The sequence below is a fragment of the bacterium genome (assembly GCA_019637795.1).
In the GTDB taxonomy this organism is placed as follows: Bacteria; Desulfobacterota; Binatia; order HRBIN30; family CADEER01; genus JAHBUY01.
Genome location: JAHBUY010000002.1, coordinates 939,970 through 961,682, shown reverse-complemented (window position 1 = coordinate 961,682; position 21,713 = coordinate 939,970). Strand labels below are relative to the sequence as shown.

The window sequence follows — 21,713 nt, the reverse complement described above, 5'->3', positions numbered from 1 at the left end:
GCGCGGGGTCAGTCGCGCAGCGCCTGGACCATCAGCGGCTTGAGCAGAATCGCGCCGCCGCCGATGATGACGTCTCCGGGGGCGAGCCCGGAGACGACCTCGACCGCCGGGCCGTACGACTCGCCGACTCCGACCGGCGTGACGCGCCAGACGCCGCCCGCCTCCTGAACGAGGATGTAGTCGGAGCGGCCGATGTGCAGCACCGCGTCGCTCGGCACGGAGATGGCGTCTCGCGCCTCGGTGCCGAGCCCGACGTCGGCGAACATGCCGGGCCGCAGGCGCGCCCCCCGGTCGTCCAACGCGAAGAAGACGCGCAGCGTGCGGCGGTCGCTGGCCAGCGCCGGTGCGACGCTGCTGACGGCGGCCGGAACGGGCGCCCCGGGCCTGGCGAAGAAGCGCGCCTCGGCCGCCTGGCCGACGTGCACGGCCTCCATGCGCGCCTCGGGGACGTCGGCGACGAGGATCGCGGTATCGTCGCTGGCGCGGTCGAGCAGCTCGGGATCGACGCCCTGCTGGAAGAGTTGGCGCTGCAGGGTGGCGCGGGCCCGCACCGCGTCCTTCCATGCCGCCTCGGCTTCGAAGACCTGCTTCTGCCCCTCGAGCTGCGTCTGGACCAGATCGGCCTCGGCCGCGGCGAGGTCCTTGGGCGCATCGGTGCCTGCCTGGACGAGTTGGCGCAGGCGAGTGACGACCGCGGTCTGCGCCGAGACCCGCGCGGCGACGAGCTGGCGGGTTTTCGCGAGCTGCGCCGCCGCGTAGGGCTCCTCGGTGCGGGCGCGCAGCCAGTCGGCGTACGCGGCGGCCAACTCGGGCTGGCTGAAGTCCCAGCGCGCCTCGCGGTTGTCGGCGCCGCCGCCGAGCCGCGCCACGATCGAGCCGCTGACCGTCAGGCGCGGCGCCGCGAGCCGCTCGGCGGCGACGGTCCGGATCTCCAGCTTGTCGGCCAGCGGGCTCCCCGGCGCCACCGCGATGCGCCGCGGGGCGACGACCCGGACCTCGCCGCTGCCGTCAGCCGCCGCCGACATGGCGGCATCGTCCACGCCGGGCCGATGAAGCCAGAAGGCGATGCCGGCCGCGCTCGCCGCCAGCGCGGTCAGCGCCACCCATTGCCGGGGCGCGCGCCGCCAGCGCGCACCGCCGGCGCGCGACGGCGCCGGTTCCGGGCGGGTCATCGCAGCACCTCCTTCCCCACCGCCGCGTTCAGCCGATGGAGCGACTGCCAGTATTGCGCGCGGTCCTCCACATCGAGGCGCTGGGTGTCGCGAAAGGCCCGTTGCGCATCCAGCACGTCGATCAACGGCCGCCCGCCGACCCGGTAGGCCGTCTCGATCTTGTCGCGCGCATTGCGCGCCGCCTCGATGCGCAGCGGCGCATCCGCCGTCACCGCCGCGTAGGCGAAGCGGTGATCGCGCACCGCCTGTTCGATCTCGGCGCGCAGCTCGACCAGGGTGGCGCGCCGCTCGCTCTCGGCCTGCGCCTGCGCCGCCCGCGCTGCCGCGATGCCGCCCTGGTTGCGGTCGAACACCGGCAGGGAGAGGTCCACCCCGACGCCGAACGCGTTGACGTCGGGAAAGCCGATCGCCTGGCTCTGGAACTGGCGCGTGTACCCGAAGCGGGGCGTCACGTCCGGAAACGCCTCGGACTCTGCCGTGCGGGCGGCGGCGGCCGCCGCGGCGATGCGGCGCTGCGCGGCGAGCACGTCGGGGCGGTACCGCTGCGCCAGTTGGAACGCGCGTTCGGTCGCGATCGGCGGCAGCGGCGCCGCGACCTCGAGGCTGCCCACGACGTCGAGGCGCCGCGCGCTGGTTGAACGTCCGATCTGCGCCAGCAGCGCCGCCTTGGCGATCGCCAGATCGGCGGCGCGGCGGCGCGCCTCGCGCTGGCTGTCGAGCAGCGACACGCGCACGCGGTCGTTCTCGATCGTGCCCGCGCCGCCGAGGCGCACCAGCGTCTCGGTGATGCGTTGCAGGCGTTCGAGGCTCTCCTGGTCCTGGCGCGCCAGGTCGAGCAGCGCCTGCGCCTCGAGCACGTCGTAGAAGGCTGCCGCCGTGGCGGCGAGGCGCTGGCGCACCAGGTCCGCGAGCTCCGCGGCGGCGACGTCGACCCCGGCCCGCGCCGTGTCGATGCGCGCCGCGCGCTTGCCGAACAGCAGCCAATCGATCGGAAACGCGATCCCGACGTCGAACTGCGGCGGCCCGCCCTGGTGGTCGACGGTGAACGGCTCCCCGAGCGGGAAGAGGCTGATGCCCGTGTCGAGCGACGGATTGGGCAGCAGCGACGCCGTCGAGAGCTCGGCGCGCGCCTGCTGCAGCATCGCGACGCCGGCGCGGATGCGCGGATCGTTCGCCAGGCACTCGGCGATCGCGTCGGAGAGCGTCAGGCGCTCCTCCTCCGCCCCCGGGGAGCCCTCGCCCGGCGCCGTGGGGAGGTCGGGATCGCCTCCCAGGGCGGCTGCCGCCGGCGCGGCCGCGCCGAGCCGCTCCGCGGCGCTGTCGGCCGGCGTGACGGAGTCGGCGTCGCGCCGCGGCGCCGCGGCCGTCGCGGTGCAGGAGGGCAGCGCCGCGCAGCCGATCAGGAGAACCAGGCGCAGCCGGCGCCGCATGCGCGTCCACGCGCTCACGCCGGCGTCTCCACGGCCGCGCCCACGGGTGTCGCCGGCAGCTCGACGACGAAGCACGCGCCGCGGCCGCGCGGATTCGCCTCGCAGCGGATGGTCCCGCCGTGCAGCGCGACGATCTGGTGGCACAGATACAGGCCGACGCCGGTGCCGCGGCTGCCCGCGTGGGACTCGGGGCGGTGGTGTTCGACGCGGAAGAACTTCTCGAACACGCGCCGGCGAAACTCCGGCGGCACGCCCGGTCCGGAGTCGGCGATCGCAATCCGCACCCGGTTCGTCGGCTGCCCCTCGGCGTCGCGCACGGCGCCGACCTCGACGTCGACCCGGCCGCCGGCCGGCGTGTACTCGAGGGCGTTCGAGAGCATGTTGTCGACCACGACGCGCAGCCGCGTGCGATCGGCGGCGATCGCCGGCAGGTGTGGTTCGTGGGCGAGGTGGACGTCGAGGTCCGCCTCGCGCGCCCGCGGCGCGGCGCGGCGCACGCAGGCATCGACCAGGGCCGCGGCATCCAGCGGCTCGCAGCTCAGACGCAAGGCGCCGGCCTCGATGCGCGTCAGGTCGAGGAACTCGTCGACGATCTCGCTCAACTGGTCGATCCCGCCGAGCGACGCGCCCACCAGCTCCCGCTGTCGGGGCGTCAGGGCGGCCGCGCTCTCCTGGAGCATGAGCAGCGTCATGCGCAGCGTGGTCAGCGGCGTCCGCAGCTCGTGCGAGGCGACCGCGATCAGCTCGGCGCGCATCTCGTCGAGGCGCACCAGGTCGGTGACGTCGGAGAGCAGCACCAGGGCTCCGGGCCGGCCGCCGGCGAAGCCGGGCAAGGGGATGACGCGCGGCAGCAGGCGCCGGGGGCTGCCGTCGACGGTGACGCGCAGCGCGCCTCCCAGCTCGGTGATCAGGGGCGCGGCGCCGGCGGCGGCGACGGCGGCCGCGACGGCGGCGTCGCTCAGGCCGTCCAGGCCGAGCGCGCCGATCGTCGCCGGGCTGCGGCCGCCGGCGACCAGGCGCCGGGCGCTGCCGTTCAGCGACTGCACGCGCCCGTCCGCGTCGACCAACACGACGGCGTCGGGCAGCGCCTCGATGGTCGCCTCCAGCGCGGCCTTGGCGCGCAGGGTTTCCCCGACGTTCGAGCGACGGAAGTCGGCCAGATCGGCCGCCATCTCGTTGAAGGCCTGGCTCACCTGCCCCAGCTCGTCGCGCGAGCGAACCGGGATGCGCGCCTCGAAGTCGCCGCTGCGGATCGCCGTCGCCTCCCGCATGAGCTGGCGCAGGGGCGCGATCACCACCCGCGCCAGGTGGAGGGCGACCAGGACGGAGATGGCGAGGGCGATGCCGGTGATCGCGAACACGACCCGCCGGGCGCGCAGGGCCTCGTCGCGTGCCAGCTTCGCCACCTGCTGCGCCTGCTCGAAGCGCTGGTCGCGGATCTGGGCGGTGAGACCGACCGCGGCGCGCAGCAGCGGGTTCGCTTCGCGATGATAGCGGAGGAGCGCGTCGGTCGTGCGGCCGGCCTCGGCCAGACGGCTGGCGGCGGCGCGATAGGCGGTGATCGCGGAGCGCAGGCGCGCGGCGAGCGCCTGCTCCGACGAGTCGCCGAGCACGGTCGCGAGCCGCGCCAGGCGCTCGTCGACGGCGCGCCGCGCCGCGTCGAGCGCCCGCGGGGCGTCCGCGTCCCCCGCCAGCGCCAACAGCAGGGCGTCGTCCTCGCGCTCGAGCGCGCCGGCGAGCGCCGCGGTGGCGGCGGTCGCGTCGTCGGTATCGCGCACGGCGGTGCCGACCACGCCGCCGAGTTGCGACAGGGTGCGCAGGGTCCAGAGGCTCGCCGTGACCGTGGTCAGCACGAGCAGCGCGCAGGCGAGCAGGAAGCGGGCGCGGAGGCCGAGGGGCGGCATGGTCGGCTCACACCAGGCCGTAGCGCCGCCGCTTGCGCTGCAACGTGGTGGCGTCGATGCCGAGCGTGCGCGCGGCGGCTTCGAGGGTGGCCGACTGGGCGACCACCCGGGCGATGTGCTCGCGTTCGAGGGCCGCGAGCGTGACCATCGCACCCACGTGCACGCCCGACCCCAGCGGGCCCGCCGCCGCGGCGTCGCGCGGCGGCGGCAGGCCGAGATCCGGCGGTTCGAGCGCGTTGCCGGCGGCGAGGATCGCCGCCCGCTCCACCGCATTGCGCAGCTCGCGCAGGTTGCCGGGCCACGGATGGGCGCGGATGGCCGCCTCCGCGGCGCTCGAGAACGCCAGCGCCGGCCGCCGCTGCCGGCGCGCGTAGAAGCGCAGGTAATGGCGCGCCAGCGGCACGATGTCCTCGGGGCGCTCGCGGATCGGCGGCAGGGTGAAGGCGACGACGTTCAGCCGGTAGAACAGGTCCTCGCGGAAGCGGCCGGCGCGGACCTCCTCGGCGAGCGATCGGTTGGTCGCCGCGATGATGCGCACATCGGCCCGCCGCTCGCGCGCTTCGCCGAGGCGTTCGTACGAGCGGTCGTTCAGGAAGCGCAGGAGGCGCGCCTGGGCGTCGGCGGAGAGCTCGCCGACCTCGTCGAGGAAGAGCGTTCCCCCCTCCGCCTCCTCCACCTTGCCGGGGACGTCGCTGGTGGCGCCGGTGAACGCGCCCCGGCGGTGCCCGAAGAGCGTGCTGCTCATGAGATCGCTCGAGAGGGTCGGGCAGTTGACGCTGACGAACGGCGCGGCGCGACGCGGGCTGTGGTCGCGCAGCCAGCGGGCCAGCACGTTCTTGCCGGTGCCGCTCTCTCCGCCCAGCAGGACCACCGAATCGGACGCGGCGGCGCGGCTCGCCGTCTGCAGGAAGGCGCGGAAAGCGGGGTTGGCGGATTCGAAGAGACACGCCACGTCGCTGTCGTCGATCTGCTGTTCGAGCTCGGCGACCCGGCGGCGCAGGCGGTGCGCCTCGCGCACCCGGCCGGCGGCGAGGCGGACCTGATCGGGGGTGAACGGCTTCGGCAGATAGTCCGCGGCGCCGCGCTTCATCGCCTCGACCGCGCTCTCGAAGCTGGCGAAGGCGGTGATGACGATGACGCCGGCCTCCGCCTGGCGGCGCAGGATCTCCGGCAGGAGATCGAGCCCGGAGTCCGCGCCGAGCCAGAGGTCGAGGAAGACGACGTCGAAGTGCGCGCGCTCCAGCGCCTCCAGTGCCGCCGCGGCGGAGCCGACGCCGAGCACGCGCGCGCCCGTGGGCTCGAGGCAGAGGCGCAGCGACTGCCGCACGCCGACGTCGTCGTCGACGACGAGCGCCGGCCAGGCCGGCGGCGGCGTGGGGAGGCGATCATCGACCATCGGCTCGTCCGGTTCGTTCATGTCGGCTCCGGGCTGCAGGATTGGCGGACGCCGTTCTCCGCCGCCCTTCACAACGCCGTTCGCGGCGGCCCGGTCAACTGCCGCTGACGCAAGCGGCAGGCCAGCGGCGCGCGGATGCTCTTGCCGTGGGCAGGCGAGCCGTCCGAGGCCGCAGCGGTCGGCTCGTCCTGGCAGTTCACCGCATGCCGTTCCGCGGATTCGGGCAGAATGCCGGGACGGCGGCCTCCGGGACGCATGTGGGCGGCGACCCGGCTTCCTCCCGCCGGTGCTCCCGGGCGAGACGCCTGGGCGAGGACCATGCGGCGGCGGCCTCCCCCGAGCTATCCTTGATGAGACAGAAAACTCCTCACCACGGAGGCACGGAGACACGGAGGGCTCGGTGCCATAGCGAAGGCGCGGGGCCTCTTCTCACTCCATTTCCAATGAACTTTGGGAGGACCACTGGGCGGGCTTCGAGATCAGTACTCTCCGTGTCTCCGTGCCTCCGTGGTGAAAGTCTCTTGTCGCATCAAGGCTATGTCGACGTGCGTTCACGCGTCGCGGGCAGGGCACCCTGTTCGCCCGCTCGCCGCTTGCGCCGCCGACGCGGACGATCACCTCGCCGATCGCGGCGCGCTCCGTATGCCGAGGATGTGTATCCGTTCAGTGAATCGCGTTCCTGACGGAAGCCGGTGGAGCTACGAGAGTGCGCGCCGAGGAGGGAGGTGCGCATGAGGCAGACGCGGCGGGAGTGGGCGTGGCGGCGCAGCGGGCAGAGCTCGAAAGAGCTCGCCGCCGGAACGGGCATCAACGCGAGGACGCTGGTGTGGTCGTCGACCAAGCTGCGCCGCGAACGTGCGGTGGCGCCGGCGGCGGACCATACGCAGCGGCCGGGAGCGGCAGAGGCACTTGCCGGGCGGGCGGACGCCGCCGCGGTGTTGTGAGCGTCGCGCATCCGCGCGCCCGGTCAGCACGATGGTCACCGGGCGCGAAACACTGCGGGCGCGCCGACTCCCCGGCCGGCTTCAGTAGTGGTACCGGCATTGCGCGATCTGCAGCTCGCGTGCCGCCCCCTTGCCGACCACGCGGTAGACGAGGCGGTGCTCGCCGGTGATGCGTCGCGACCACCAACCGGCGAGCGTGCCTCTCAACGGCTCGGGCTTACCGATTCCCGTGAACGGGTGGCGGCGAATGTCCGCCAGGAGACGATCAATCCGGGCGGCCGCTTCGGGTGCTCGTCGGGCAAACCAGCGGTAGTCCTGGGCTGCTCCCGCAGTCCAGCGCTCGGTCATTCACGGGGGTTGGGGGCGAATCGTCGGGCATCCGCATCGCGGACGGCCTTGTGCAACCGCTGCGCATTGCGCGGGCTCCGCAGGAGATGGAGGGTTTCAGCCATCGCTTCGTACTCCTGGAGCGACAGCATGACCACGGCCGCAGCCTTCTGGCGCGTGACCACCACCGGGCGGCGGTCATCCACTACCGCGTCCATCAGCTTCGCCAAACGCTGCCGCGCCTCGCTGTATCCTACGATCGCCATGGAGTCCTTCATTGTACGAATATTTGTACGTTGGAAATCGAGAGCCGTCAACGCGGCAGGTGAGCACCGACGCGGCGACCGCGGGGTGTGCTTCGGCCTGGGGACCGATCGGAAGACCCTCTGGCGCTCGCGGGTGGCGCACCGAAATGCGCCGTGCCCCTCGCACGTTTCGTCGAGCTGAGTCAGCAGGCCGCCTGATCGGGTTGCCGACCGGATTCCGTGTCTGCGTGGCGAGCTCGGTGGTGCGCCGCTCCGCGGCTCCGACCAGCGAGTGCAAGGAGGAGGAAGCTCGTGGCGACCACACCGCAGCGGCGAGATGGCGCGCCGGCAACCTGAACACTGTGCATCGGTCCTTCTCCGTTCAGCATCCACGCAGGACGGGGACAGGCGCCGCTTTCTCGCTGCGGTGGCATCCCGATCCTCCAGGCACGGCGCCGCGCCGTACCGGGACGCTTCGCGAAGGGGATGTCAGCGATCGCGCTTCTTCGCCAACTCCTCCATCATCAGCTTGATCGACTCGGGCGACACGCTCGACTCGCCGAGGTCGAACGTGACCTTGCCGAACGTTCCCGTGACGGCAAAGGGGACCTGGTAGTCGGCGTCGTCCACCGGCGTGCCGGTGTCCATGCCGATGTCGAAGGTCTCGTCCCAGGCCCAGATGAACGGAATCGTTTTCGGCAGCGAGCGCTGCGCGACCTGCCTGCCGTCGACCGACAGCGTGCCCGTGCCGCCGCGCGCCACCGCCATGCCCTGCGGGTCCATCTTCCAGTCGAAGACGATCGAGTGCTTGCCGGGCGGCAGCGCTTCCGACCCCTGCCACTTGAAGCGGTCGACGTCGAGCGCGTTGTAGGTGAAGGTGGGCTTCCCGTCCTTCAGGTACAGGCCGTACCCGGAGAAGCGTCCGCCCTGCGTCACCAGCACGCCGTTGGCGCCGCCCGACGGGACCTCGAGCTCGGCGGTGATCTTGAACGAGCGGTTGAGGATCGACGGCGCGGCGCCGAACTGCGTCGAGGTCATCGGCGCGGTGTAGACGAACTGCGTGCGTCCGGCCGCCGGCCCGGGACGCTCGTCGGTCAGGATCGGCACCTGCGAGTTGTTCAGCGGGAAGACGTTGTTGCGCGTCGCCTCGACGGTCCACAGCTCCTGCATCATGCGCAGCCGCTCCGGCTCCTTCGCGGCGAGGTCGTTGGTCTGGGTCGGATCCTCGATCAGGTTGTACAGCTCCCAGGTGTAACCGTTCATCACGTCCACCGGAGGTTTGCCGGCCACGCCTTCCCACGGGTAGACAGCGGGGACGGTGTTGGCCATCCAACCGTCGTGGTAGATCGCGCGGTTGCCGAAGATCTCGAAGTACTGCGTCTTGCGGGTCGAGGGCGCGTTCGCGTTCGCCTTGTCCCACGTGTAGACCATGCTGACGCCATCGTACGGGCGTTGCTCGATGCCGTTGACGAAGGTCGGCTGCGGGATGCCGATCGCCTCGAGCACCGTCGGCGCGACGTCGATCACGTGGTGGAACTGGTTGCGCATGCCGCCCGCGTCCTTGATGCGCTTCGGCCACGAGATCACCATGCCGGTGCGCGTGCCGCCGAGGTGCGAGGCCACCTGCTTGACCATGCGGTAGGGCGTGTCCAGCGCGAAGGCCCAGGGCACTGCGAAGTGGTTGTAGGTCTTGTCGGTGCCCCACACCGGGATCAGGGGCAGCATCTGCTCGACGGTGAAGGCCACGCCGTTGAAGTACGCGACTTCGTTCGGCGTGCCGTTCATCGATCCTTCGGCGCTCATGCCGTTGTCGCCGGCGACCCAGATGATCAGCGTGTTGTCGAGCTCGCCGAGCTGCTCGATCGTGTCGATGACGCGGCCGATCTCGTGGTCCATGTAGGCCATGTAGGCGGCCCAGACGTTGATCTGGCGCAGGTACAGGCGCTTCTGGTCGGCATCGAGGGTCTCCCACCGCGGCAACAACTGGTCCGGCCACGGCGGTAGCTTGGCGTTCGCCGGCACGACGCCGAGGCGCTTCTGGTTCTCGAAGATCTTCTCGGTGAGCTGGTTCCAGCCCTCGTCGAAGAGATTCATCGCGGTGATCTTGTCGACCCACTCCTGGGTCGGGTGATGCGGCGCGTGCGTGGCGCCGGGCGCGTAGTGCATGAACCAGGGCCGGTTCGGGTTGGTGGCCGCCTGCGCGCGGATGTACTCGATGGCGTCGTCGGCCATCGCGGTGACCAGGTTCCACTGGCCCTGCTTGCCGTTGTAGGGGTGGATCGGCGTGGTATTGCGGAACAGGTTGCCGGGCTCCCACTGGCTGGTGTCGCCGCCGACGAAGCCGTAGAAGTAGTCGTAGCCTTGGCTGATCGGCCAGTTGGTGAATGGGCCGGCCGGGGTCGCCTCCCAGATCGGCACGTTGTGGTTCTTGCCGAACCACGACGTGGCGTAGCCGTTGAGCTTGAGCGTCATCGCCATGTGCGCGCTCTCGGGGCCGGTGACGGTGTCGTAGCCGGGGTAGCCGCTGGAACCTTCGGCCACGTTGCCGAAGGCCACGGCATGGTGATTGCGGCCGGTGAGCAGCGCCGCCCGCGTCGGCGAGCACAGCGCGGTGTTGTGCATCTGCGTGTATCGAATGCCGCGCTGGGCGAGCTTGTCGAGCGCGGGCGTGGGCACCACGCCGCCGAAGACCGAGTTCGAACCGAAGCCGGCGTCGTCGGTCAGGATCAGCAGCACGTTCGGCGCGCCCGCCGGCGGCGCGATGGTCGACGGCCAGCCCGGCGTGCTGTCGATCAGGTTGGGCTGGATCGAGCCGGCGAAAGGCGCGCTCGGGATCGGCAGCACGCGCGAGTCGGGAAATTCGCGCGTCGCCGGGGCGCCGGGCTTGCCCTGGAACACCTGAGCCGGCGCCGGCACGGCGGTCAGCGCAGCCACGAGAATCGCCGCCATGCGAGCGATGCGGATCATCGATGTCATTCGAGATGTCATTCGAAATACCTCCGAGCCACGCCGCGACCGGCGCGATCCGCTCTCATGAATTCATGCCGCGTATCGCAAAGACCGGACGGTGAGTCCGGAAGGTCTCCGACAATTTTCCGGAAAGCCCCCGGCGCTCGCGATGCTGCCTATCGCACCGGACGGCGGGGGAACGCCCGCCGTCCTTCGCGACCTCGGGCGCTGGCGTGTGCCATTCAGGTGTGGATCCGATAACGGAATCAATCGGTTGGAGCCGCGTCTCCGCGACGGCGCGGTGCGCCGGTTGGCCGGTTGAGACCGTCGTGGCGCCGTCGAGGGGGGAGCCCACCTTGCCGATGCGCCTACGGCTTGCCGACTCCGCGGCCGACCGACGGCCGCCGTGCCGGCGAGCGGCAGCGTGCGGATCACCTGCCCGTCGCGTCAGCCTCGCCTCCGCGCGGGGATTCGCTAGGCCGTCCGCGCCGTGACGATCGCGAGCCCGCGCGCGGCAGCCACCGGGCGTTCGATGGCCACATCACCGAAGCCGCAACCCCACAGCAGCTCGCCGACGTCGGCGGCGGCGTGGAACCGGTAGACCGCCGGCGGGAAGTCGTCGGCGTGATGGTCACCTTTTTCGCGGAAGCAGAGGACGAGCACGCCATCCCGCTTCAGCACACGCCGGAGCTCCGCGCATGCCTGCTCCGGCTGCTCCCAAAAGTACAGCGTGTGCACCGAGAGTGCCTTGTCGAAGAACCCATCCGGGAACGGCAAGCGCTCCACCGAACCGTGCCGGAGCTCCATGCGACCCCGCGCGATGTATCGCTGGCAGCGGCGGGTGGCGGCCGCGACCATGTCGTCGGAGAGGTCGACACCCGCGACGCGGCCGCGGATGACCAGCTCGGCCATGCGCTGCAGCGTGCGCCCCGGGCCGAAGCCCACCTCCAGCACAGCGTCCTCGGCCTGCAGCGCGAGCCGCTCGACGGCGATGTCGTTTTCGGGCGCCGTCTCGCCCTCCATGATGCGCCCGATCAGCCAACCGAGCAGCCCACTCGGACGTCGCGACTGACGCGCGATGAATTCGGGGCGTCGCATCAGGACGACCGTGTGCCGCACGCACGGCTCTCGGAGCCGACGCGCAGCCAGGTGGTGGTCCGCCCGAGCAGCGTGATCCCGATGTAGCCTCGCAGGCGCGCGCGGTCAGGGCCGTCGAGGGCAAGGTTGCAGCGATAGGTTCGTCCGCTGGTCGGATCGTAGATCAGGCCCCCGGTCCAGCCGCCCGATCCGCTTCCGTCCGGTCGAAGGTCGGTGAGGACGCGGAGGCCGACGATCTCCCGGCCACGGAGCGTCGCATCGGGATTCTGGGCATCCGTCAGCGGACAGCCGTTCTCGTCGAACGGCGACCGGAGCCAGACGACGGTACCGCACAGCGCCTCGCCACAGGGCGCAATCTCGATCTGCGCCGCGCCGCCCTCGGCATACCACCGTCCCTCCGGCGTCTCTGCGTACACGGCCGTCGCCGCCGCCACGATCAGCGCGACGACGGCCGCTTGCGTGACGAGTCGGGGCACGGGACAGACCCGGGGGCGCATGCCGAGGCAGAATCGCAGCGGCGGTAGCGTCCGGACCACGCAGTGGTAGATGGCGAACGTCAGGGCGACGGAGACGAGGAGCAGGAGCACGGATTTCGTCGCGATGCCGAACGGCATCTGGATGAGCCAGTAACCGGGCACGACGATCGCCGCCTGGTGCAGCAGATAGACCGGAAACGCGGCCTCGCTCAGGTAGTGGAGCGCCGCGTTGCCGACGTCGAGGAAGCGTTTCGCGAGCCCGAGGAACGCGAGCACGAAGCACCAGCCAGCGACCGCGCTGCCAGCCAGCATCACGGACGGCGCGTCGTACAGCCGGAGCAGCCCCCCGAGCAGCACACCGGACGTTGCGATGCCAAGGAGGAGCGCCCGACGCCACTCGCGCTGCGCGACGATCTCGACCATGGGATGGCGCGCGAGCAGGAAGCCCGCGAACAGGTACGTGCTGTAGTACGCGACGTTCGCCCAGTCGTCGTACAGGTTCTGCACGCCGGGCCAGTAGGGACGCAGCAGCATCTGCACGAGCGCGAGTGGAAGGATCGGCGCGTAGACGAGGATCGCCGGCACGCGCTGCGGCTCCGTCGTGCGGCGGAGCAACCACGCGAAGAGCGGCAGGTAAACGACGGTGAACGTGAGCAGGTAGGCGACGAACCACAGATGCGCCCAGGTGAACCGGTCGAGCGTAAAGAACGTCGGCAGGAACTCGCGGAACGTCTCGTGGAACGGCGCGGCGACCGGCAGCCCGTCCGGGATCACGGCGCGAAACCCGTCTTGCAGCGCCGGACTCACGCGGAGGCCGTTGCGGCTGAGATCGAGGCCGCCGGAGAGCTCGAGAAACTTGATCACCGGCATGAACACGAGGCAGCCGAAGACGAGCGGGACGAGGAGGCGCCGGAGGCGCTCGCCGACGACGCCCGGCACGCCGCGCGCGCGCATCGACTCGCAGAGCGACCACCCCGCGAGCAGGAAGAAGAGCGGCATGTGCCACAGCCCGATGAAGCCGCAGACGACGAGCCACGCGAACGACAGGGCGTCGTTGCGGATGTGGTAGAAGGGCGCCGGACTGAAGACCATGCCCACGTGGAAGACGAAGAGCAGCAGCGTCGCACCGATCCGCAGCCAGTCAATGTCGTAGCGTCGAGTCATGGATCACTCCTTCGTCAGCGCGCGGACGACGAAGTGAACGACCGTCTGGCGCGCGAGGTCCTCGTCGACCGTCTCCGGTCGCGAGTCGAAGTGGCGATGGACGGCCCAGAAGACCGTCGTTTCCAGAATCAGTCGCGCCGCCGCGCCGACGTCGGGCACGGCGGCCAGGGCGCCGCGGCGGATGCGCGACTCGAGCCAGTCGGATAGCTGCGCGACGAGGCCGCCGCGCGCGCCTTCGAACCAGTACGCGGCCAGCTCGGGATAGTCGCGGGCGGACGAATCGACGAGCTCGATGCGACGACGGTTGCGTGCCAGCAGATCGTAGAGCTCGGAGACGATCGCCCGCGCTTCCGCCGACACATCGGTGACGCGCTTCCGCGCCAGTGCGGCGTCGAGCGCCGGCAGTTGCCGGCCGCGCGCAAGCTCTTCACGAACGAAACGGAGCGTCGCATCCGGCTTCGGCGTCGGAATCGGGAGCGCCGGCAGCTCGGCGGGCGCCGGGAGGGCGTCGGCGTAGCGGCAGGCGAGATCGAACAGGGCTTCCTTGCTCTCGACGTAGAGGTAGAGGGTGCCTTTCGCGATGCCGAGGGCGTCGGCGACGTCCGCCATCTGCGTGCGTCGATACCCCTGCGCGATGAAGACGTCCGTCGCGACGCGGATGAGGTCGGGAATGCGGTCCGGCGGCGTCTCTCGCGGCATGGTGCCGGCACCATATAACTGACCGACTCAGTCAGTCAAGACGATTGCCGGAGACGTGGCCACACGCCCGTCCGTCACGGTGGAGGGACGTGCCCGCGTTCCCGTCATCCCAGGCGGTGAGCCTCGGGTGCCGGCCGGGATCGGCCACGACCCCGAGGATCGCGCGACCGCGACGCGCGGGATCGCATGGCGTGGGCGACCCGCCGAGCCGGACGTGGTCCCTCGGGGGATGCTTGACCGGCTCCGCGTCGGCTCTGGTGATCGGCTGAGATACGCAATCGCCGACGAAGGGTGCGCCTCGAACAGGCGCTGGCGCGCGAAGGGAACCACCCGTTCGCGGCCTGCGCGGAGGGGACGGAGGAGCGGCGCGCGTGCCAGCGTCGGGCTCCGCGCCGGCTGCGGGAGTTGCGGAGCGACTCGAGATCGCTCCGCGCGTCACTCCAGCGGCGCGCCGCCGACGGCGGCGTCGTCCTCTTCCTGGCCGACGGCCGCGCCGCCGACCGCGGGTCCGCCGATGGCGCCGTCGCCCTCGCCGGCCGGGGCGCCGCCGACCATGGCGCCGCCGATGGCGCTGTCGCCCTCGCCGGCGGCCGCGCCGCCGACCATCGCGCCGCCGATGGCGCCATCGCCCTCGCCGACGGGCGCGCCGCCGACCATCGCGCCGCCGATCGGACCGTCGCCCTCGCCGATCGGCTGGGCCGAGGTCAGGGAGGCGGACAGCAGTACCAGCACCAGAGCCAGGAGCGTCTTCATGGCGCTCACACTACTCCGCGGAATGAATCGGGCAACCGCGGAACGGGTGCGGAGGCGATCTGCGCGACGACCTATCGCAGCCCCTCGTACACCGCGTCGATCAGCGCCGTGGCGCGCGGGTCGAGCAGGATGTGCGGCCCGAGGCGATTCGGCGTGTAGCCGAAGCCGATGCGGCCGTCCGGATCGGCGAAGCCGAGGGCGCCGCCGGCGCCGGGGTGGCCGAAGGCATTGGGGCTCGGTCCGAAGCGCGCGTCGTCGCGCTCCTGCGGCAGCATGACCCCGAGGCCGAAGCGGGTGCTGACCTGCAGCACCAGGTCGGGGCCGCGTGATTGCTCGCCGCGCAGCCGGGCGATGCCGGCCGGGTCGAGCACGTGCGCGCCGTCCAGGTCGCCGCCGCGCGCCAACGCGCCGTAGACGCGCGCCAGATCGCGGGCGCCGGCGTGGCCGTTGGCCCCCGGAATCTCGGCCCGTCGCCACTCCGGGTTGTTGACGCCGAACGCCATCGACGGCGGGTTCATGAAGGCGCGCGCCGTCATGCTGTTGGGGTCGGACAGGATCACCTGTGCCAGGCCGATGGCATCGGCGTCGAGCTCGTCGGCCCCGGCCATCGCCAGGTCGCTCAGCTCGGCGACCCGCGCGTGCTCGGCGTCGGCGAGACCGATGTGGAAGTCGAGCCCGAGCGGGCGCGCGATCTCGTCGCGGAAGTAGGTGCCGAGGCTGCGGCCGTCGATGCGGCGCACCACCTCGCCGACCAGCCAGCCGAAGGTCACGGCGTGGTAGCCGTGGGCGGTCCCCGGCTCCCACCACGGCTGCTCGCCGGCCAGCGCCGCGGTGATCATGCTCCAGTCGTAGAGCGCCTCGCCGGGGAGCATCTCACGCACCGCCGGCAGCGCCGCGCGGTGGCTCAGCAGCCAGCGGACGGGGATCCGCTCCTTGCCCCGCTGCGCGAACTCCGGCCAGTAGTCGGCGACCGGCGCGTCGAGATCGAGACGGCCACGCTCCACCAACTGGTGCGCGCAGAGCGCCGCCATCGCCTTGGTGCACGAGTAGACGTTGGCGATGGTGTCGCGCTGCCAGGGCCGCGTCTTCGCCAGGTCGGCCCAACCGGCCCACAGATCGACGACGGTCTCGCCGTCGTGCACCACCGCGACCGCGGCGCCGATCTCGCGCCCGCGCCGGAAGCCATCCTCGAACACCTCGCGCACGCGCCGGAAACGCGCCGCGCACTCGCCGTGGATCGTCAGGTCGGACATCGGGCGACTATCGCCCATGCCGATGCCGGGGAAAAGAGGAGCGGGCATGGAGCCGGCCCGTGCCGCCCGGGGGCGGCGATGGGGCCGTGGTCGGTGCCGTGCCGGCGCACGCGCCGCGGAGAACGCATTCGAGCCGACCCGACGCGGGAGGCCGGCGGACTTGCCGGTCGCGCCGGCGACGCGTATCGGCCTGGCAATGAACCCCGCCGACTACGAAGCCGCCGGGCTCTACGACCCGCGCGCGCCCGGCGCGGCGGAACGCCTCGAGCTGCTCGAATGGTTGGCGGGGCGCGGGCTGACGATCGAAGCGATGGTCGCCGCCAACGCGCGCGGGCCGCTGAGCGCGCTCGCGGCCGATCTCGCGCTCAGGCAGGGGCCCCGCTACACGCTCGAGGAGATCGCGGCGCGCGCCGCGATTCCGGCCGACCGGCTGGCCGAGCTGACGCTCGCCGTGGGTCTGCCGGCGGCGCGCGACCAGCGGCTGTTCGGCGACGACATGCTCGAGGTGAGCCAGCTCTTCGCGCGCACCGCCGCGCTGTTCGGCGAGAAGCCGCTGCTGCGCGTGCTGCGCACCGTCGGCGCCTCGCTCAGCCACATCGCCGAGGCCGCCGTGTCGCTCTTCTACGTCACGGTCGAAGGGCCGATGCGCGCCCGTGGGACCACCGAACGGCAGCTCGCGGAAGCGGGGCTGCGCGCCGTCGAATCCATCAGCGCGCTGCAGCGGATGATCCACGTCTGCTTTGGGGCGCACATGGCGATGGCGATCGAACGCTTTCGCCGGCTGCAGCTCGGCCGCTCCGTCTACACCGCGGAGATGACGGTGGGGTTCATCGATCTGGTCGGCTTCACCCCGCTGGCGAGTCGGGTCTCGGCGCGCGATCTCGCGGAGCTGATCGAGGATTTCGAGACGCGCGCGCACGACGCGGTGGTCGCCGGCGGCGGCCGCCTGGTGAAGCTGATCGGCGACGAGGTGATGTTCGTCACCATGGACGCGCGCGCCGCCTGCGACATCGGGCTGGCGCTGGTCGACGAGTTCGCCGGCGATCGGGCGGTGACGCCGCGCGGCGCGCTCGCCGCCGGCGAGCTCATCATTCGCGGCGGCGATTACTACGGGCCGATCGTCAACCTCGCGGCGCGCCTCGCCGAGCTCGCGGTGCCGGGCGAGCTCCTCGTCACCCCCGCGGTTGCCACCGCCGCCGGCGCCCCGCACCTGCGCTTCCAGCCGGCGGGCAAGCGCATGCTCAAGGGCTTCGACGAACCGGTCGCGTTGCTCACCGTCGAGCGCGCGGCCGGCGCCTCGGCGTCCGGCTCTGCCCCCGCGGGTCCGCAATAGGTCGAGCCTGCCCCAGGCCGACCTCCCGCGCATGCGGGCCCAGCCCCGCGAACCGCCGGCTGGTTGCGAGACGGAGCGGCCCGGCACAGCGGGCCGAGGAGCCTTGACCGCGCTTCGTTTCGCGTGTGCATATCGCCCGCTCGCGGCCGCGTGAGATCGGGAGGGGAGTCGATGAAGGAGTCGAGTGTTCTGCTCGTGGGGTTCGGCTTCTCCGCCATCCCGCTCCTGCGCGAGCTCGACCGCTCCGGCGTGGACTACACGATCATCTCGGAGAAGGACGGCTCGATCTGGGCGTCCCTCACGCGCTCGGGCGGCCTCGATTTCGATCTCGTCAGCTCGTACTACACCAGCTTCTACACGTTCGACCTGGTCGAGGACTTCAGCGAAGACCGCTACCCGACGGCGCAGGAGTTCTACGACATGCACCTGCGGTACCAGCGCCAGTACCAGGATCGCATCGTCGTCGACCGCGTCAGCCTGATCGAGAACACGCGCGACCACAGCATCGTCCACACCACGAGCGGCGAACGATTCAAAGCCAAGCACGTCGTGATCTCGACGGCGTTTCGCCGCCGGATCGTCGAGTCGCTCACCACGTTCGATTGCAGCATCCGCGACCAGACCGTCGTGTTCGACACGATCGGCGACTCCGCGAACCTCCTGATCTCGAAGTTGGTGACGGGAGACAACCGGATCATCGTCCTGCAGAACGGCTTCCTGGCCTTGGACAAGCTCTTCTACATGGGCGACACGACCTACAGCCTCGATCAGCTCGAGGCGCATCAGATGGCACGCAGCTTCCCGCGTCTCTACGGCGCGGTGATCAATTTCAATTTCGTGCCGATGTACAAGGTCGTTCCCAACTTCAAGCCGCTCGCCGCCTTCATGGCCCTCGTGCGGAGGATCCAGCACGTCCTGGGGCGCCTCTTCACCCCGGAGAATTTCCACGTGCCGTTCGGGAACACGCGGCGCGTGATCGAGGCCGATCGACCTCCCCAGGCGCACGTCCCCAACGGCATCATCGCGATCAAGTACTGGCCGATCGACACGTACGCGCGCCTGTTCTCCGACGATCTGCCCGGGCGCATCGCGCAGGGCTTCCTGCTGAACGATCTCCCGTTCTTCGTCTCCGAGGGCCTGGTCGCGCTCTGGAGCAAGGCCGACACCAGGGTCGACGAGGCGAGCAAGACCATCGAATGCGACGGGCAGCTCGTGCACTACGACCACCTGATCAAGGGGGATGCCGAGGTCCCGAGACTGCCCCGCATCACCTGCGAGAAGGACGGACAGACCGTCGACTACGAGTACGTCTACCGGGAGAACTACCTCGGCGTGGTCCCGAGGGCTCTCCACAACGTCTACCTGCTCGGCTACACGCGGCCGCTCACCGGCGGCCTCTCCAACATCACCGAGATGCAGTCACTGCTCATCCACCGGCTGATCACCGACGAGCCGTTCCGCGCCGGCATGGCCGATCGCCTCGATGAGAAGATCGCGCGCTACGATCGCCGGTACTACGTCACCGCCGCGCCGGGCCCGCGCGACCACCTGACCTACTACGGCTTCTACACGGACGAGGTCGCCAGGGAGCTCGGCATCGAGCTGAGTCTCCGGTCGTGCCGCAGCGCCAGGGACGTGGCCAAGTATCTCAGCTACCCGAACAACGCCGACAAGTTCCGCCAGAGCGGCCGCTACGCGATCGACAAGTGCGCCGACTTCGTCGACCACGTCTTCACCCAGCACAACGGATTCACGCTCGTGTGGCAGCTCGCGCTCACGTATCTGGGATACCAGCTCCTGACCGTCGCCGTCTTCGCCTCGTTGTTCCTGCACGGATGGATCAACAGCTACGTGCTCGCGGCCGCCGTGGGCGGTCAGATGCTCTTCGGCTACTGGGCGATGATTCCCGTCGCGAATAGCTGCCCCTTCTTCCGCGTCAAGCTCGCCGCGTTCCTGTTGGCGGTGCCGATGCTGTTTCACCCGCTATCCGCGCTGCTGATCTTGCCGCTCGACTTCGCGCTGACGTACGTCCTGCGCCAGCGTCCGGGGGCGCGCTACCCGTTCAACGACCTGAAGAACAAGCGGCAGTACCGGGAATTCTGGAAGGACTACAAAGCCGCCTACAATCGCGTCCGGCGGCCGGCGGATCTGCGGTCGGCGGTGGGCAGCTCGCCTTGATGCGACGAAACCATTTCACCACGGAGGCACGGAGACACGGAGCAACCTGTACGAGAGGGGGTTCGGGGGCGAGATCCCCAACGCCATCCAGCAATGGCCATAGGGATCGTACCCACCCGCCATTCCGACGCTGCCCCCTCCGTGCCTCCGTGGTGAAGGTGTTGTGTCGTATCGACACTAGACTCGCGCCGCTCCCGACGGCCGCGCGCTGCCAGCTCACTCCGCGACGGCCTGCAGCGCTCGCCGTGCCGTCCGCGTCACCACCGCCGTGACCGCGATGGTCGCCGCCAGGCCGATCGCCAGCACCGCATAGTAGCCGGCGCCCTTCTCGACCGCGGCGCCGCCGGCGAGGGCGGCGACGTCGCCGGCGAGCTTGCCGTAGTACACGTAGAGCGTCGTGGCCGGCAGCATGCCGATGGAGGCGACGACGTAGTCGGCGAAGCGGACACGGGTCAGCCCCAGGGCGTAGTTCAGCAGCGTGAACGGGACGGCGGGCGAGAGCCGCAGCAGGAAGACGATCTTGCGCCCCTCGGCGCCGACGGCGCGGTCGATGGCGGCGAAGCGCGCGTTGCCGCGCACCCGCTGTTCGATGGCCGCGCGGGCGAGATAGCGCGAGACCAGGAACGCCGCGGAGGAGCCGAGCACGGCGGCGATGAAGACGATGACGACGCCGCGGGCGATGCCGAAGATCGCCCCGGCGGCGAGGGTCAGCAGCGACGCGGGCACGAAGGCGACCACCGCCACGGCGTAGCCGAGGATGAACACCACCGGCCCCCAGAGGCCGAGGCGATTGACCCATGCCGCGAACTGCGGAATGTGGGCGCCGCCCTGCCGGGCGATGAGGAGGAAGGCGACCAGGACCACGGCGCCGATGGCAATCCTCGCCCGTGGCAGCCGGCTCGGCGGCGACGGCGGCTCGAGCCCCTCGGACACGATGGGCCTTTCACCACCCGCCATGGCGCCGGGTCAGCGGCGGGCGGCGGCGGCCATCTTCGCCGCGCGCTGGAAGTCCACCGCCTCGCGGTCGTCGATCCAGGCGTAGTCAACCGGCGCGTCGTCGACGCGGGTGAAGGTCGGCCGCCAGCCCGGCTTGCGCACCAGCAGGAAGGCGCCGCCCCACAGCGTCGCCGCCTCAGCGGCGATGAAGCCGAGGGCAGCCGAGAGCACCGCCTGGGGGACGCCGCCGAGCTGTTTCTGCAGCAGCAGCGCCTGAAAGGCTTCGCGCGCGCCCTCGCCGGCGATGGTCGGGGCGAAGACGGTGCCGAGGATCTGGATCGTCGAGCCGAAGACGATCGGCCAGAACTGCGCCCCGACGACGCCGATCGCCAGGGCGGTGAAGTAGTAGACCACCGCGGTGGTGAAGTGGGTGACGAACTTGCTGAACAGCGCCGCGAACAACAGGCCGACCTGCCCATGGTAGGCGCCGAGGGCGCTGCCGAGTTGCTCGACGCGGCCGCGCAGGCCGCCGGGCAGCCAGTTGCCGAAGATCGCCAGCGCGCCGGTGAGCAGCCGCGGCCAGGCGAGAATCAGGATCACCGCGGCGCAGATGCCGCCGGCGACGGCGATGATCAGCCCGGCGACCAGCGGCGCGGCGTGCGGTCGGCTGGCGTGGTGGGTGACGTCGACGATGACCTGGTAGCCGAACGGCAGGGTGAGGACCATGCCGAGGAAGAGGCCGGTGATGCCGATCAGCTTCTCCAGCATCTTCGCGGTGACGGCGCGCGACCACTGGTTCGAGTAGCGGCCCGCTTCGTACAGCGTGTAGCCGTCGAGGCCGATGGTGCTCGGCAGGAAGGTGCCGATGAAGCGTCCGATCAGGAAGGCGGTGAAGATCGCCTGCCAGAACGGGTAGCGGATGCGCTGCCCGACCAGCAGCAGATGCCAGGCGTAGGCGGAGGAGACGACGCCGAGGGCCTTCACCAGCATGGCCAGCAGGCCGAACAGGACGAACAGGCGCGGATCGACGTAGGGGAGGTACTGCAGGATCGCGTCGTAGATCGGCAGCCGCTCGCCGCCCTCGACCGGGATCGGATGGCGCAGCAGGGCGACCATGCCGACGACGGTGAAGAGCACCTTCGCCGTCAGGTCGGCGGTGGCGCGGCTGGGCAGCGGGAGGCCGCGGCGGCCGGCCCAGAAGGCGATGAAGGCGACGAGCAGCGCGCCCAGCGCCGGCAGACCGAGTCGGCCGAGCCAGGCATCGTAGGCGAGCACCGCGAAGGCGCCGGACGCGATGGCGATCGCCATCCACGCCACCGGCGAGGCGGAGGTTGGAGCTGTGCGCACGGGGAATCCCTTCGGTGAGGAGCTTCCGGGAATACCCGGCGCCCCCCGCCCGGGCAAGCGAGCGCGTATCGCGCGGATCCGCGATGTCGCGCCGACCTGGCGGTCCGCG

At 71.1% G+C, this 21,713-nt stretch carries 17 protein-coding genes; 3 read left to right on the top strand and 14 right to left on the bottom strand.

Annotated features, from left to right (window positions below):
* Window positions 1-8 precede the first annotated feature (8 nt).
* From KF840_09485 to KF840_09470, 4 genes are read right to left on the bottom strand one after another with little or no spacing between them, the layout of a single operon-like run.
* Window positions 9-1,172 carry an efflux RND transporter periplasmic adaptor subunit gene (locus KF840_09485; GenBank protein MBX3025129.1) on the bottom strand — a complete coding sequence of 388 codons (1,164 nt, stop codon included), beginning with the start codon at window positions 1,170-1,172 and terminating at the stop codon, window positions 9-11.
* Window positions 1,169-2,620, bottom strand: a complete 1,452-nt coding sequence (locus tag KF840_09480) for a TolC family protein (GenBank protein ID MBX3025128.1) — start codon at window positions 2,618-2,620, stop codon at window positions 1,169-1,171. The genes KF840_09485 and KF840_09480 overlap by 4 nt, the downstream gene beginning before the upstream one ends.
* Window positions 2,617-4,506 carry a HAMP domain-containing protein gene (locus tag KF840_09475; protein MBX3025127.1) on the bottom strand — a complete coding sequence of 630 codons (1,890 nt, stop codon included), beginning with the start codon at window positions 4,504-4,506 and terminating at the stop codon, window positions 2,617-2,619. Before KF840_09475 ends, KF840_09480 begins: the two co-directional genes overlap by 4 nt.
* A gap of 7 nt (window positions 4,507-4,513) precedes the next feature.
* On the bottom strand, window positions 4,514-5,902 hold the full coding sequence (locus KF840_09470; protein MBX3025126.1) for a sigma-54-dependent Fis family transcriptional regulator: 1,389 nt from the start codon (window positions 5,900-5,902) through the stop codon (window positions 4,514-4,516).
* Between the two features lie 731 nt (window positions 5,903-6,633).
* Between KF840_09470 and KF840_09465 the strand changes: the two genes are divergently transcribed.
* Window positions 6,634-6,846 carry a hypothetical protein gene (locus tag KF840_09465; GenBank protein MBX3025125.1) on the top strand — a complete coding sequence of 71 codons (213 nt, stop codon included), beginning with the start codon at window positions 6,634-6,636 and terminating at the stop codon, window positions 6,844-6,846.
* A gap of 81 nt (window positions 6,847-6,927) precedes the next feature.
* On the opposite strand, the gene KF840_09460 is transcribed toward KF840_09465, so the two are convergent.
* The 8 genes from KF840_09460 to KF840_09425 form a co-directional block, all read right to left on the bottom strand.
* Entirely contained in the window at window positions 6,928-7,194 is a 267-nt protein-coding gene (locus KF840_09460) for a Txe/YoeB family addiction module toxin (GenBank protein ID MBX3025124.1), read from the bottom strand.
* On the bottom strand, window positions 7,191-7,439 hold the full coding sequence (locus KF840_09455) for a type II toxin-antitoxin system prevent-host-death family antitoxin (GenBank protein MBX3025123.1): 249 nt from the start codon (window positions 7,437-7,439) through the stop codon (window positions 7,191-7,193). Before KF840_09455 ends, KF840_09460 begins: the two co-directional genes overlap by 4 nt.
* Window positions 7,440-7,907: 468 nt before the next feature.
* Complete coding sequence (locus KF840_09450) at window positions 7,908-10,367, bottom strand: arylsulfatase (protein MBX3025122.1); 2,460 nt, start codon at window positions 10,365-10,367, stop codon at window positions 7,908-7,910.
* A 474-nt stretch (window positions 10,368-10,841) separates the two neighbouring features.
* Window positions 10,842-11,465, bottom strand: coding sequence for a class I SAM-dependent methyltransferase (locus KF840_09445; GenBank protein MBX3025121.1), 624 nt, complete (start codon window positions 11,463-11,465; stop codon window positions 10,842-10,844).
* Window positions 11,465-13,105, bottom strand: a complete 1,641-nt coding sequence (locus KF840_09440) for a DUF2147 domain-containing protein (protein MBX3025120.1) — start codon at window positions 13,103-13,105, stop codon at window positions 11,465-11,467. The genes KF840_09445 and KF840_09440 overlap by 1 nt, the downstream gene beginning before the upstream one ends.
* A gap of 3 nt (window positions 13,106-13,108) precedes the next feature.
* Window positions 13,109-13,804: a TetR/AcrR family transcriptional regulator gene (locus tag KF840_09435; GenBank protein ID MBX3025119.1), complete on the bottom strand. Its 696-nt coding sequence runs from the start codon at window positions 13,802-13,804 to the stop codon at window positions 13,109-13,111.
* Window positions 13,805-14,239: 435 nt separating this feature from the next.
* Window positions 14,240-14,557 (bottom strand): hypothetical protein, encoded by a 318-nt coding sequence (locus KF840_09430; protein MBX3025118.1) that lies wholly within the window; start codon window positions 14,555-14,557, stop codon window positions 14,240-14,242.
* Between the two features lie 71 nt (window positions 14,558-14,628).
* Window positions 14,629-15,828 (bottom strand): beta-lactamase family protein, encoded by a 1,200-nt coding sequence (locus tag KF840_09425; GenBank protein MBX3025117.1) that lies wholly within the window; start codon window positions 15,826-15,828, stop codon window positions 14,629-14,631.
* Window positions 15,829-16,006: 178 nt separating this feature from the next.
* On the opposite strand from KF840_09425, the gene KF840_09420 reads away from it, so the two are divergent.
* Window positions 16,007-17,143 carry a hypothetical protein gene (locus KF840_09420; GenBank protein MBX3025116.1) on the top strand — a complete coding sequence of 379 codons (1,137 nt, stop codon included), beginning with the start codon at window positions 16,007-16,009 and terminating at the stop codon, window positions 17,141-17,143.
* Window positions 17,144-17,314: 171 nt separating this feature from the next.
* Window positions 17,315-19,321, top strand: coding sequence for a thioredoxin reductase (locus KF840_09415; protein ID MBX3025115.1), 2,007 nt, complete (start codon window positions 17,315-17,317; stop codon window positions 19,319-19,321).
* Between the two features lie 216 nt (window positions 19,322-19,537).
* On the opposite strand, the gene KF840_09410 is transcribed toward KF840_09415, so the two are convergent.
* The gene (locus KF840_09410) at window positions 19,538-20,278 is read right to left on the bottom strand and encodes a TVP38/TMEM64 family protein (GenBank protein MBX3025114.1); all 741 of its coding nucleotides are present in this window, start codon (window positions 20,276-20,278) and stop codon (window positions 19,538-19,540) included.
* A 9-nt stretch (window positions 20,279-20,287) separates the two neighbouring features.
* Window positions 20,288-21,604 (bottom strand): flippase-like domain-containing protein, encoded by a 1,317-nt coding sequence (locus KF840_09405; GenBank protein ID MBX3025113.1) that lies wholly within the window; start codon window positions 21,602-21,604, stop codon window positions 20,288-20,290.
* Window positions 21,605-21,713 lie beyond the last annotated feature (109 nt).

Coding starts and splice junctions, on each gene's coding strand:
- KF840_09425 (MBX3025117.1), bottom strand. CDS start 15,828: ATGGGCGATAGTCGCCCGATGTCCGACCTGACGATCCACGGCGAGTGC.
- KF840_09485 (MBX3025129.1), bottom strand. CDS start 1,172: ATGACCCGCCCGGAACCGGCGCCGTCGCGCGCCGGCGGTGCGCGCTGG.
- KF840_09430 (MBX3025118.1), bottom strand. CDS start 14,557: ATGAAGACGCTCCTGGCTCTGGTGCTGGTACTGCTGTCCGCCTCCCTG.
- KF840_09475 (MBX3025127.1), bottom strand. CDS start 4,506: ATGCCGCCCCTCGGCCTCCGCGCCCGCTTCCTGCTCGCCTGCGCGCTG.
- KF840_09420 (MBX3025116.1), top strand. CDS start 16,007: ATGAACCCCGCCGACTACGAAGCCGCCGGGCTCTACGACCCGCGCGCG.
- KF840_09415 (MBX3025115.1), top strand. CDS start 17,315: ATGAAGGAGTCGAGTGTTCTGCTCGTGGGGTTCGGCTTCTCCGCCATC.
- KF840_09435 (MBX3025119.1), bottom strand. CDS start 13,804: ATGCCGCGAGAGACGCCGCCGGACCGCATTCCCGACCTCATCCGCGTC.
- KF840_09460 (MBX3025124.1), bottom strand. CDS start 7,194: ATGACCGAGCGCTGGACTGCGGGAGCAGCCCAGGACTACCGCTGGTTT.
- KF840_09470 (MBX3025126.1), bottom strand. CDS start 5,902: ATGGTCGATGATCGCCTCCCCACGCCGCCGCCGGCCTGGCCGGCGCTC.
- KF840_09450 (MBX3025122.1), bottom strand. CDS start 10,367: ATGGCGGCGATTCTCGTGGCTGCGCTGACCGCCGTGCCGGCGCCGGCT.
- KF840_09455 (MBX3025123.1), bottom strand. CDS start 7,439: ATGGCGATCGTAGGATACAGCGAGGCGCGGCAGCGTTTGGCGAAGCTG.
- KF840_09445 (MBX3025121.1), bottom strand. CDS start 11,465: ATGCGACGCCCCGAATTCATCGCGCGTCAGTCGCGACGTCCGAGTGGG.
- KF840_09440 (MBX3025120.1), bottom strand. CDS start 13,105: ATGACTCGACGCTACGACATTGACTGGCTGCGGATCGGTGCGACGCTG.
- KF840_09465 (MBX3025125.1), top strand. CDS start 6,634: ATGAGGCAGACGCGGCGGGAGTGGGCGTGGCGGCGCAGCGGGCAGAGC.
- KF840_09410 (MBX3025114.1), bottom strand. CDS start 20,278: ATGGCGGGTGGTGAAAGGCCCATCGTGTCCGAGGGGCTCGAGCCGCCG.